This window comes from Buchnera aphidicola (Cinara cuneomaculata) (assembly GCF_900698865.1).
Lineage (GTDB): Bacteria > Pseudomonadota > Gammaproteobacteria > Enterobacterales > Enterobacteriaceae > Buchnera_F > Buchnera_F aphidicola_AA.
In genome coordinates this window covers 168,912-182,904 of sequence record NZ_LR217695.1, presented here as the reverse complement: position 1 = coordinate 182,904, position 13,993 = coordinate 168,912, and the positions used below count along the sequence as shown (strand labels likewise).

Genomic DNA, 13,993 nt, shown 5'->3' with positions numbered 1-13,993 from the left:
ATTTTCTTATTTATAAATAAAATTACTTACATAATTAATATTTATTTATAAAAATTCAATTTAATGATTATATTTTTTTTAAATGTTTTTAAATAATTTAAAAAATCATTATCAAGATATATTCGATAAATTTTATCAAATAATTTATGTTTGAAATAATGTTTTTTTTTTAAAAAAAAAGATATTAATACATTTCCAGGATATACTTTATTTGATAAATAATAATATATTTTATTAAATATCTGATTATTCATGATAATATCATGTTTAATATAAATTTTAACACTTCGCATACGTATATTACGATATTCTTCAAGACTATAAATTCTGCGTACTAAAAGACGGGATCTATTATTAAAAGAATCGTATGATAAGTTTCCAATAATAACTACAATAGTATTTTTTTGATAAGATAATTTATCTGTAACATGATGAGACCTATTAAAAAAAAATATATCTAAACGACTATACGAATCATCTAAAGTAATTATATAAAATTTATTTTTATTTTTCGTAAATGATGATTTAACAGAAAAAATAATACCTGAAATGATAATCCTATCTGTCATATTCTTTAATAAACAGTCGTGTAATCTGACACCGGCAGTATAATATTCTATTTCCTTTACAAAATTTTTAATAGGGTGATGAGTTAAATATAACCCCAGTGTTTCTCGTTCCCATTTTAAAATCGTAGAGATAATATTATTAAATCTTTCATGTAATAATTCAAAATTATTTTGATGATTTTTTTTTGAAAATATTTGTATATTTAAATGATTTAAATGAAATAAATCATGTTGTTGAGTTTGTATAGATAAAATTTTTTGTTTAGCAATCTTTATTATATCTTTAATATTATTAAATAACTGAACGCGACATATATTAAAACAATCACATGTTCCTGACATTACTAATATCTCAAAAATATGATTTGTTACTTTTTTTAAAAGCAAACGAACACACAAATCTAAAAAATCAGAAAATAATCCGCCTTGTTGATCTCTTTCATGCAAGATGATATCAACAGAAGATTTACCTAATCCTTTTATAGCACCTAAACCATAAAGTATTTCTCCGTGCTCATTAACAGAAAAAGAATAATTACTAAAATTTATATTCGGTGAAAGAATCGTTAAATTCATACGACGTGAATCATAAAATAGATTAACAATTTTATTGGTACGCGTCATCTCTAAAGTCATAGCAGATGCTATGAATTCAGCAGAATAATTAGATTTTAACCATAAAGTTTGAAATGCTAACAAAGCATATGTTACGGAATGTGATTTATTAAAACCATACGCGGAAAATTTTTCTAATAAATCAAAAATTTTATTAGATAACCGTAAACTAATGGAATTTTTACAAGCACCTGATTGAAATAACTTCCTTTGTTCTAGCATTTCTTTAGGATTTTTTTTAGCCATAGCTCTTCTTAAAATATCAGCTTCACTGGGAGTGAAATTTGATAACACTTGAGAAATTTGCATTACCTGTTCTTGATATAAAATAATTCCATATGTTGATTTTAATATAGGTTTCAGCCATTCATGTTGCCATTTATGATCCGGGTATGAAATAACTTCATTACCATGTTTACGATTTATAAAATTATCCACCATGCCTGACTGTAGTGGGCCGGGCCGATAAAGAGCTACTAAGGAAACAATATCTTCAAAAGAATCAGGTTTTAAACGTTTAATTAAATTTTTCATACCTAATGATTCTAATTGAAAAATAGAAGTTGTTTCAAATTTATTTAATAATAAAAAACTTTTTTTATCTTGTAAATCAATTTGATTAATAAAAAATTTTTTTTTTTTAAAACGTATATTTTTAATATTAATCATTTTAACTATCATATCAATCATTGTTAAAGTTTTTAGGCCTAAAAAATCAAATTTTACTAAACCGACAAATTCAATGTCATTTTTATCAAATTGTGTAACTTGATTTTTTCCTTTTGAATCGCATAATATTGGTACAAAATCAGAAATTTTAGTAGGCGAAATAACTACTCCTCCTGCATGTTTACCTATATTACGAATTACTCCTTCTAATTTTTTAGCTATATTAATTAATAATTTAATATCATCATTATGATCATATAAATCTATTAATTCTTTTTTCATAAAAAATGCTTTTTTTAAAGTCATTTTAGGATCTAACGGTATTAATTTAGAAATTTTATTTATTAATCCATATGGATAGCCTAACACTCTTCCGACATCTCTAATAACAGCTTTAGCGGCCATTGTACCAAAAGTAATAATTTGCGACACTGAATCACGACCGTACTTTTTCATTACATGATCAATTACTAAATCTCTTTTGTCCATACAAAAATCAATATCAAAATCTGGTAAAGAAATGCGATTAGGATTTAAAAATCGTTCAAACAATAAATTAAATTGTAAAGGATCTATTTCTGTGATATTTAAAGCAAACGAAACTAAAGATCCTGCGCCAGATCCTCTTCCTGGACCGACAGGTATATGCTTGCTTTTAGCCCACCGAATAAATTCCATTACAATAAGAAAATAACCAGCAAATCCCATTTTTTTTATAATTAATAATTCATGATGTAATCTAGAAAAATATATTTTTTTTTTTATCTTTCTATCTATCGGATCAGGAAAAATATTTATTAAACGCGCCTCTAAACCCATACTTGCTTTTTCTATAAAAAATTTATATAAATCTACTAAACCTGTAGGAAAAACAGGTAAAAAATAAGAACCGGACGGAATAATAACATTACATCGTTTTATAATTTCTAGGCTATTGATGACTGATTCAGGATAATCATGAAAAATATTAATCATTTCATTTTGATTTTTTAAATATTGATTTATTGTATATTTATAAATAAATTTTGGATCAGCAATAGTTTTTTTTTTATAAATAGCAACTTTAATCCTATGAACATATGAATCACTTTTCTTTAAAAATAAAACTTCATTAGTAGCTACTATTGGTAAAGAATGTGTATCAGAAATATATTTAATATATTTAATATATTCTTCTTCTCGTGACATTCCAATACGAGAAATTTCTAAATAATATTTATTCGGAAAATTTTCTTTATAAAAAGAAATGCAACGATTTAATAAATTTATATTATTTTTAAATATACATTGACCAACATCTCCGTTTATACCTCCAGATAAAATTAATAATCCACGTTTAAATTTTAATAAACAATCTATCTCCACTGTTAACCCAAACTTGTTATCATATCCTAACTTATACGATTCAGATAATAATTCCATAATATTTTTATAACCATAATTATCAGCAGCTAGCAAAGTTAAATTACACTTCATACCATTCATAATGTTTGATTTAATCACAATATCAACACCAATAATAGGTTTAATACCAGCTTGACGAGCCAATAAATAAAATTTAATAATACCATGCAAATTATTTACATCAGTAATACCTAAGGATATCATGTTCATATTTTTTGCATATTGTATTAATTTTTCTAATTTTACGATACTATCCATCATTGAATAATCGCTATGGATACGTAGGTGTACAAAATTATTTAAACGCATATTTAACCTAAATAGTAGATATAAAAATAAAATCAAAGATACAAATCTTATTAAATTTAATTTATAAAAAACTATATACCAATATATATCCTTTTAAATAAATAAATAAATATAATTAATAACTTTAATATTTCTAAGATTATTAGATAAAATTAACCTTTAATTCAACAAAAATTAAATATAGTATATAAAATATATAAATATATTGATTTTAATCATTTTATATTTTTAATAAATAAAACTATATGTTTTACCAAATAAAAAAATTCTAATTATTTCTTAATATAAATATAATTTCATAAAAATGATAATGAAAGAGTAGACTGACATACAATCAATTTTTTTACTGTTACTATACCTTTAAATAAATAAATACCACCTAATTGTTTTTTAAAACATGTTTTTATGATCATTTGATCGCCAGGATATACTGGATGAATAAACCGTGTATTATATATACCGGTTAAACAGCAAATTTTTTTTTTAATACAATTATTTTTTTTATAATAAAAAAGTAATATACCACACGATTGAGCGATGGATTCTATAATCAATACACCTGGAAAAATAAATTTTTTTGGAAAATGACCACAAAAAAAAAAATCATTTACAGTGATATTTTTTAAGGCGCGTATATATATATTTTTTTTAAAATCTAATATTTTATCAATTAGTAAAAAAGGAAATCGATGTGGCAAAATTCGTAAAATATCTTTTAAACTAAAAGTATATTGATCATCTATGATATTGTTCATAATGACGTATTTTACCTTACAAAAATAACAGTATAATTACTGTTTATAATAATTATGATAAAAATTTATAAAAATATTATACAAAATTAGAACTAAATCTATTTAAACAATGACGTGGTAAATGATATGGATATAACGGAAATGCATATGTAAAAGTAACGGGACCAAATATAGAACTTAAACGGATAAAAGTACCAGCAGATAAATGTATATCATCAGGCTTTATATTAGTTATAGCATTTTTTATAGAATATAATGCAACATTATTTTTCCAATTAGTATCCCAAATATTTACGGCATCTAAAAATACACCTGCTTGAAATAACTGAAAAATTTTTTTTAAGATTCTAACTTCTGGAAATAATAATTCTGAATTAGCATGTATCATCATATTTCCACCTATAGAATCCGCGGAAGAATAAAATTTTGATACAACATGTTTTTTTGAATCACTAACAGTCTGAATACTATTTTTATAGTATATAGCTACCGGACCAATAGAATTATCTCGAAAACCACTTTTTCTTGTTTTTTTATTAAACTGATAATTCTCATAAAACGGAAAAGCATTCTTACTTAACGTTAATCCGGATCCAAATTCTAAAAAATTATGTACCATAAGATCATACATATTTTCTAAAGGAAAATATTGATTTATTTTAAATAATATTTTATGATAAAAATTATCAGAATAAGGTAACATTAGTTTACCTATAAATTTTATATGTGTTCCTATTTTATAAAAATCTTTTGTCCGTATATTATTAAAATCGAATTTATATTTAATAAAAAAATCATTTACACGAAAATTATTTATTTGTGAATTTAAAAAAAAATCTTTTGGAAGGGATGCTAAATATTTTAGCGCCGCAACATGAGGAGATATACAAAAAATTTGTACTTTTTCATATCCGCATAATATAGAAAATTTTTTGTGTTTTATTGTCGGTGTATATATTGAAGTACTGCATCCAAATAATTTATTAATATAATTATTATGAACAGCATACTTTTCATGAATACAATTAACAAAAGCGTGTGATTTAAAAAAAAAATTTTTAAACACACTCAAAGGCCTTAATAAATGAATTTTTAAACGAGTATCGTAAACATTTCGTAACATTTTAACATATAATTGATTTCCGGTATTAAAAAGATTTTTTTCTATTAATAATAACTGTAGTAAAAGACCTCTACCTTTTTGATAATTAGTTGATATATTTATATTTCTAGTATTATCATTTTCTTTAAAAGAAAAATAAACATCAACTTTATTATCATATATTTTATTTGTTGCGTACACATTTAAATCATTAAATAAATCAGTATTAAACATACTATCACAAGCTTGCTTAATTAGATTAATATCAAAAAAATCATTTTTATGTTTATACATAAATTTATTTAAAAATTTATGTTCTATATCATAATTTCCAGAAAAAAATATATTTTTAATAAAAAATTGTTTTTTTGAATCTATTACAACATATAAAAATACTACATGATTTTTTTTATCTAATTCTGTATGCAATAAAACACGAGTATTCAATAAACCTTTTTTTAAAAATAAGTTTTTAAAATCTTTTTTGGCTTGACTTATCACGGCCGTACAATAAGGCATATTTAATAAATTTTTTTTTATATCATTGACCGATACTCCTACACATAAATTATCACATGTATTTATAAAAATTTTTTTAATATGATATTGTGATCCCTCGTTAATGTTAATTTTAACATTAATATCTTTCTTATTTGTTGAGTAACATTTTTTTATTTTATTAATTTTAAAATCTAAATATCCGTTATGCGTATAAAAATCATATAAAGCATGTAAAGATTTTTTAAAACTCATACTATCATATTTATGATATTCAAAAAAATTCCACAATAAACTATCCTGATATTGAGGTAAATTTTGTAATAATTTTCTTTTAGAAAAAATTTTATTATCATGAACCATGATTTTTGATATACATAATTCTGGTCCATTATGTAACATGATTTTTAATTGAACCGTATTATTAGAATAGCGTATAATTTTTAGAGTACAATAAACATTAAAATATCCATTTAGTTCATATGATTTCTTTAAATACCAACAAAACTTCTTAAAATTAAATATATAAAAAAATCTATTTTTTTTAATATTAAATTTTCTCAATAATGCAGTATAATATTTACATTGTTTATCATTAATTCCGGATATACTAATATTTCTAATAATAGGATGTTCTTGTGCTGAAAATACTAAAGTATCATTTAATTTACAGGTATTAATGTGAATAAAATGATTAGTTTTTAACAAACAGGATAGCGTCTTAGAAACATTAATAGATGTATTATCTTTTACTAAATTACATTGTACAGTTCGTAATATATTATTTGCAGATATATTTTGAATTCCACGTATCGAAATACGTTTAATATGTTTTATATTTGCAGCGGAAACAGACATAGAAAAACATAAACAACATACAAAAAAAATTTTTTTTAATAACATATAAGTGTTACGTTCCTATATAAAATATAAAATATTAAATATTAAATTTTTTAATAAATATGATTATTATTTTTCATCATTAAAATTAAAAATTAATAACTAAATTATTAATAATTCTTTTTCTTTAATAATAGTTATATCATTTATTTTTTTTATAAACAAATTGGTATTTTGTTGAATATTTTGTTTTAATTCTCGAGCTATATCTTGAGTAATTTCTTTTTTTTTTAATAATCTTTTTATTCTATCATTTGCTTCTCTTCTAATATTTCGAATAGATACCCGTGCATGTTCTGCTTCATGATTAATAATTTTAATAAATTCTTTTCTCCGAGATTCTGTTAAAGCTGGAACAGGAATACGGATACATGAATTAGTAGATACAGGATTTAATCCTAAATTAGAGTTAATAATTGTTTTTTCTACAATCTCTTTAATAGACACATCAAATAAAGTAATTTTTAAAATATTATTTTGTTCTACAATGATATTAGATAACTGTGTTAGTGCAGTAGACGTACCATAATAATCTATATACACATTGTCTAACAAATCTGGTGAAATACGATTAGTACGAACTTTACTTAAATCTTTATTAAATGATAAAAAACTTTTATTCATTTGAATATAAACACGTTCTTTTAACGTAATTAACATAATTTTTTATTTTTATAACTCCGTATTTAATATATTTATATTAGTAAATTTATTTATAAATCAAAGTTCCAACGGGTTTATTGTTGATGATAATATCATTTAAAATTTTTGGATTATACATATTAAATACTAAAATAGGCAATTTATGTTCATGAGCCAACACTACTGACGTATAATCCATAAATTTTAATTTTTTATTTAAAACTTCTGTATATCTTAACGTCTGATATAATGTAGCTGATGTATTAAAAACCGGATCTGATGAATAAATTCCATCCACCTTAGTCCCTTTCAATAAAATATCCGCTTTAAGTTCAATAGCATATATACATGCCGCTGAATCTGTTGTAAATAACGGAACACCTAATCCTCCACAAAAAACAACCACATATCCATCATCTAGTGCACTATTTACTACGTCTAATCTATATCGTTCACACATACCTTCTAAATTCAATGATGAAAAAATTCTAATTTTAATATTATATTTTTTCATAAATTCATAAAGTAATAATCCATTAATAACAGTTGATAACATCCCGACATGATCTGATACGGTTCGTCGCATACCTAATTTTTCTAAATCAGAACCTCTAAATAAATTCCCGCCCCCTACAACTAAACCAATTTTAATGCCGATTTTAGTGAGTAACTGTATTTGTCGTGTTAAATTTTTAATAAAAATCATATTAATGTTGCCATTTATACTATCTTTTAAAAATTCTCCACTAATTTTTAATATAATTCTATTATACTTGTTTTTATTTTTCATAATGAAGTGTTAGAACCTATATTGTTAATAAAAATTGTTAATATTATTATTTATAATGCGATATTATCGCAATTTTATTTATATCAAAATATATTAATTAATTGACGTAGTTTCTCCAACTTGCATGCGTATATAAGAACAAATAGAAATAGAATTTTTTTTTAAATAATCATTAATTGTAATTGTAGGATCTACAATAAATTTTTGACGAATTAATGTAATTTCACTAATAAACTTATCAACACGTCCTTTAACAATAGATTTAATTATATAATTATTTTTACCGGTTTTATTTGCAATATTTTGTTGAATATGTGTTTCCCGTTCCAGTACATCTTTTGGAATATCTTGTTCAGATAAAAACAACGGTCGAGAAGCTGCAATATGCATTGCAACATATTTAAAATACTGATCTTTATTATCTTTCATGGGTGATAATGTCAACCCGTTTACTAGAACGCCAATTTTATGTGCATGAATATATGAAGAAATAATATTTCCTGTAGTATATTGAATTCTACGAATAATAATATTTTCATGAATTTTAGCAATTAAAGAAATTCTTTGTTCATTAAAAATATTATTTAAATCATTTAAAGCAAACAATTTATTTATACCGGCATAATCTACTACAGTTTGTCCAAAAATTTTAAACTCATTATTATTTGCTACAAAATCAGTTTCTGAATTTAATTCTAATAATACAGCAATAGATTTATCTTGATATAAAAATATTCGTCCGCATAATGTTTTACGTGTTATTTTACTATCCGCAATACAGGCGCCTACAGTTCTTAAATAATCAATCGCATTTGCAATATTACCTTTTGATTTCTGCAAAGCAACTTTACAATTCATAAATCCGGATCCAGTTTTAATACGCAATTCTTGTATTAATTTTTTCGAAATTTCCATGATATCAATTATCCAATATTAACATGATTGTTATGTTGTTTTAAAAACATTAAAATTACGATTCCTGTAATCTTTTTTTTAAAATTAACGATTCTTGTTTTGATTCGTAGCCTTTAGATAAAGAATCAGATAAAATACTTAAATATAAATTAATAGATCTAATTGCATCATCATTACCAGGAATTATATAATTAACACCTTCAGGACTCGAATTAGTATCAACTACAGCAAATACCGGTATACCTAAATGATTAGCTTCTTGGATAGCTATATGTTCATGCGTGGTATCAATTACAAAAACTGCATCAGGTAAACCGCCCATATTTTTAATTCCACCCAAACTATTTTCTAATTTATGTAAAGATCGTGTTCGTAATAAAACTTCTTTTTTTGTTAATTTTTCAAATGTACCATCCATAGATTGTTTTTCTAAATCTTGTAACTTATGAATTGACTGTCTGACTGTTTTCCAGTTTGTTAGCATACCACCTAACCATCGATGATTCACATAAAATTGACGACATGATAACGCAATGTATTTAATTCCTGGTCTAGCAGATTGCTTAGTTCCAACAAATAATATTTTTCCATTACGTTGAATAATTTTTTGAAGCGCAATAATAGCGGATTGTAATAACGGCAAAGTTTTTTCTAAATTAATAATATGTACTTTATTTTTAATACCAAAAATAAACGGTTTCATTTTTGGGTTCCAATATCGTGTTTGGTGTCCAAAATGAACACCAGCTTTAATCATATTCTTCATTAAAGGAATATCCATTACTATTCTCCTATAAATTTTAAAATAAAAAAAAATATGTTAATATAATAATATATGCATCAATATGACAATAAAATTATCTTAATAAAAGTATTTATACTTATAGAATTAACAATAGTAAATATATTTACTATTGTTAATTACTAGAATTTATCAAGCAAAAAAATTCTATCCTACATATTTTATACAAAATATATTATATCACAATATAATAATATTATTTATATCGTTTTTTTTATATTTTTAATACAATTCATACTATTAATTTTATTTAACATTTACATACAACATTGATTATTACCTCAAATATAAAAATTTTTATAACTCATTAAATAACAAATAAATTATTATTTTCAATATGAAAAATATATTAAAAAATAAATACGATCTTCAACAAATACGAATATCAGGAAAAATAACAGCTAATGTACTTGAAATGATTCAACCGTACATAATACCTGATATATCAACCGAAGAAATAAATAAAATTTGTCATCATTATATAACGCACGTTAAAAAAGCTATTCCAGCATGTTTAGGATACAATAATTTCCCTAAATCTATATGTATATCCGTTAATGATGTTATATGTCATGGAATTCCAAATAAAAAATCATTCTTAAAAACCGGAGACATTGTCAATATAGATGTATCGGTCATTAAAAATAATTATTACACTGACGCATCTAAAATGTTTTCAGTAGGTCCAATAAATAAAAAAAATAAACTATTATGTAAAATTGCTCAAAATAGTCTATATTTATCATTAAAATGTATAAAACATGGCGCTCGAATCAATAATATTGGAAAAATTATTCAAAAATATGTAGAACAAAATAAATTTTCTATAGTAAAAGAATATTGTGGACATGGAATAGGAAAAAATTTTCATGATTTACCATATATTTTACATTTTTATAATAAAAATGATTCTACAATCATGCGAGAAGGTATGGTTTTTACCGTAGAACCTATGGTGAATGAAAAATCTTCCCATACAAAATGTATGGAAGACGGATGGACAATAAAAACTAAAGACGGTGGTTTATCCGCTCAATATGAACACACTATTTTAGTGACCGATATTGGATGTGAAATCATAACACATCAAGAAAACGAAAAAATTCCAAAAATTTTTATTAATACATAAAATGTGTAAAAAAATTATTTTAAGTATATACAAAAATTTTAAATTTTTCAAAAAATATTTTTAAAGTTTATTTGATAATTTTATTACTATATTATATTTTAAATAATGAAATCATTATGCAATCATAATAGGTCAACAATACATATGACAAGAATACGAGATCATATAGAAGAAATATTTGAAAAAAAAATTAAGAAACATAATTATAAAATTACAAAAAATGAAAAATCCTATATTAATGATACAATATCACAATTAAATTCCGGAACTATTAGAATTGCAGAAAAAATCCATAATACTTGGATTACACATCAATGGATAAAAAAATGTGTATTATTATATTTGTATTCTAAAAACAATAAAGTTATAAAAACATCAAATAATGTTTTTTATGATAAAATACCTCTAAAATATAAAGATTATTGTGAATCACAATTCGTTAACGATTCCGTACGAATAGTTCCTAATTCAATAGTTCGGTTCGGTGCTTTTGTTGGTAAAAATGTTGTATTAATGCCTAGTTTTGTAAATATTGGAGCTTATATAGGTCAAAATACTATGGTTGACGCTTGGGCAACTATTGGTTCATGCGCACAAATCGGTTGTAATGTCCATATATCTGGCGGTGTAGGTATAGGCGGTGTTTTAGAACCTTTGCAAAATAATCCTACTATTATAGAAGATAATTGTTTTATTGGTGCGAGATCTGAAATAGTCGAAGGTGTAATTGTAGAAAAAAATTCAGTTATTTCTATGGGCGTATATATTGGTCAAAGTACTAAAATTTATGATCGAGAAACGGGAAAAATATTATACGGACGTGTTCCTTCTGGATCAGTGGTAATCTCGGGAACTTTACCTTCTAGTAAATATAAAAATATACAATTATACTGCGCGGTAATAGTCAAGAAAGTTGATAACAATACATTAAAAAAAACTGAACTAAATACTTTACTGCGAAGTATGGCAATTAATTAAATATAATTAAAAATAATTTTTATCATTAATTTCTATCCGCCTAATAAGGCGGATGTTATTTTAATAACATAAATATATATAAAATTATAATAATATATATTATATATTATATAAACTGATCAGTATTATAATTAATGTATATTTAATATACACATTTAAAATACTTCTATATATAAGGATATATTATAAAATGACATTATTATCAGGTGCTGAAATGGTCATACAGTCATTAATAGATTTAAAAATAGATACAATATTTGGTTATCCCGGTGGAGCCGTATTAGATATATACGATGCTATCTATACAATCGGTCAAAAAAAAATTCGACATATATTGGTGCGACATGAACAGGGCGCTACCCATATGGCTGACGGATATGCTAGATGTACTGGAAAAATAGGAGTAGTATTAGTAACTTCTGGTCCAGGCGCAACAAATGCTATTACTGGTATTGCAACAGCATACATGGATTCTATACCTATGATTGTTATTTCAGGACAAGTATCATCACATTTAATTGGATTAGATGCTTTTCAAGAATGTGATATGATGGGTATTTCTAGACCAATTGTAAAGCATAGCTTTTTAGTAAAAAAAACTGAAAATATTCCATTAATTTTTAAAAAAGCATATTTATTAGCATCTAGCGGAAGACCGGGACCAATTGTTATCGACTTACCAAAAAATATTTTGGACCAAAAAATAAAAAAAAAATATGTATGGACTAATACTATACAAATTAAATCTTATCAATCCAAACAAAAAGATAATATTAAATATATAAAAAATGCAATACATGTATTATTAAAATCTAAAAAACCAATTATCTACGCTGGAGGAGGTGTAATTAGCTCCAATAGTCATATCGAATTATATTTATTAGCAACTATTCTTAATATCCCAGTTACTATGTCTTTAATGTCCTTAGGATCTTTTCCTGGCAATCACTCGCAATGTTTATCAATGTTAGGTATGCACGGAACATATGCGGCAAATATGGCTATGCATAATTCTGATACAATTTTAGCTATTGGCGTTAGATTTGATGATAGAACTACTAATAACGTAGAAAAATATTGTCCTTATGCAAAAATTATACACATTGATATTGATCCCACTTCTATCTCAAAAACTATTACAGCAGATATTCCTATTATTGGCGATGCAAAAAAAATATTAAAAAAAATGTTAAAAATTATTAATTTACATATCCATAATAGATCTGCTTCTTATTTGGATAAATGGTGGAAAAAAATTAAAAAATGGAAAAAAATTAAAACTATTAATACTAAAAACTATAAAAATATCATCAAGCCGCAAGCGTTACTTGCAACATTATATAAATTAACTCAAGGAAACGCCTATATAACATCGGATGTCGGTCAACATCAAATGTTTACTGCTCTATATTATACCTTTAACAAACCTCGTTACTGGATCAATTCTGGAGGATTAGGAACAATGGGATTCGGTTTACCAGCAGCATTAGGTGTAAAAATAGCTTTTCCTAAAGAACTTGTAATTTGTATTACCGGAGATGGAAGTATACAAATGAATATACAAGAATTATCTACCGCTAAACAATATAATCTTGCAATATTGATTATTAATTTAAATAATAAATCTTTAGGAATGGTAAAACAATGGCAAGATATAATATATTCAGGCAGACATTCGCATTCATATATGAAATCATTACCTAATTTTATCACACTAGCTGAATCATACGGACATATCGGACTACAAATTAAAACATCGGATGAAATTATCAAAACATTAAAAATAGCTATAAAAAAAGTTCAATTAGGATCATTAGTATTTGTAGATGTTCTGATAGATCCTTACGAACATATTTATCCTATGCAAATTAAAGACGGTGGTATGAATGATATGTTATTACAAAAAACAGGATAAA

The 13,993-nt window shown here is 24.1% G+C and carries 10 protein-coding genes; 3 read left to right on the top strand and 7 right to left on the bottom strand.

Annotated features, from left to right (window positions below):
* Positions 1–41: 41 nt before the first annotated feature.
* The 7 genes from dnaE to rpsB form a co-directional block, all read right to left on the bottom strand.
* A complete protein-coding gene (gene dnaE / locus APCICUMA2628_RS00780) occupies positions 42–3,566 on the bottom strand; it encodes a DNA polymerase III subunit alpha (protein ID WP_154027331.1) in 3,525 nt (1,174 codons plus the stop codon).
* Positions 3,567–3,862: 296 nt separating this feature from the next.
* Positions 3,863–4,321: a 3-hydroxyacyl-ACP dehydratase FabZ gene (gene fabZ, locus APCICUMA2628_RS00775; RefSeq protein ID WP_232036804.1), complete on the bottom strand. Its 459-nt coding sequence runs from the start codon at positions 4,319–4,321 to the stop codon at positions 3,863–3,865.
* 76 nt (positions 4,322–4,397) lie between these two features.
* Positions 4,398–6,824, bottom strand: a complete 2,427-nt coding sequence (gene bamA, locus APCICUMA2628_RS00770; RefSeq protein WP_154027329.1) for an outer membrane protein assembly factor BamA — start codon at positions 6,822–6,824, stop codon at positions 4,398–4,400.
* A gap of 99 nt (positions 6,825–6,923) precedes the next feature.
* The gene (gene frr / locus APCICUMA2628_RS00765) at positions 6,924–7,481 is read right to left on the bottom strand and encodes a ribosome recycling factor (RefSeq protein WP_154027327.1); all 558 of its coding nucleotides are present in this window, start codon (positions 7,479–7,481) and stop codon (positions 6,924–6,926) included.
* A 49-nt stretch (positions 7,482–7,530) separates the two neighbouring features.
* Entirely contained in the window at positions 7,531–8,253 is a 723-nt protein-coding gene (gene pyrH / locus APCICUMA2628_RS00760; protein WP_154027325.1) for a UMP kinase, read from the bottom strand.
* 93 nt (positions 8,254–8,346) lie between these two features.
* On the bottom strand, positions 8,347–9,168 hold the full coding sequence (tsf, locus tag APCICUMA2628_RS00755) for a translation elongation factor Ts (protein ID WP_154027323.1): 822 nt from the start codon (positions 9,166–9,168) through the stop codon (positions 8,347–8,349).
* 55 nt (positions 9,169–9,223) lie between these two features.
* On the bottom strand, positions 9,224–9,949 hold the full coding sequence (gene rpsB / locus APCICUMA2628_RS00750) for a 30S ribosomal protein S2 (protein ID WP_154027321.1): 726 nt from the start codon (positions 9,947–9,949) through the stop codon (positions 9,224–9,226).
* A gap of 358 nt (positions 9,950–10,307) precedes the next feature.
* Here rpsB and map point away from each other — a divergent pair, with 358 nt between their 5' ends.
* The 3 genes from map to ilvB all read left to right on the top strand — a co-directional run bounded on the left by map (position 10,308) and on the right by ilvB (position 13,992).
* Positions 10,308–11,099, top strand: a complete 792-nt coding sequence (map, locus tag APCICUMA2628_RS00745) for a type I methionyl aminopeptidase (protein WP_154027319.1) — start codon at positions 10,308–10,310, stop codon at positions 11,097–11,099.
* A gap of 144 nt (positions 11,100–11,243) precedes the next feature.
* Positions 11,244–12,077: a 2,3,4,5-tetrahydropyridine-2,6-dicarboxylate N-succinyltransferase gene (dapD, locus tag APCICUMA2628_RS00740; RefSeq protein ID WP_154027317.1), complete on the top strand. Its 834-nt coding sequence runs from the start codon at positions 11,244–11,246 to the stop codon at positions 12,075–12,077.
* 190 nt (positions 12,078–12,267) lie between these two features.
* On the top strand, positions 12,268–13,992 hold the full coding sequence (ilvB, locus tag APCICUMA2628_RS00735) for a biosynthetic-type acetolactate synthase large subunit (RefSeq protein ID WP_154027315.1): 1,725 nt from the start codon (positions 12,268–12,270) through the stop codon (positions 13,990–13,992).
* Position 13,993 lies beyond the last annotated feature (1 nt).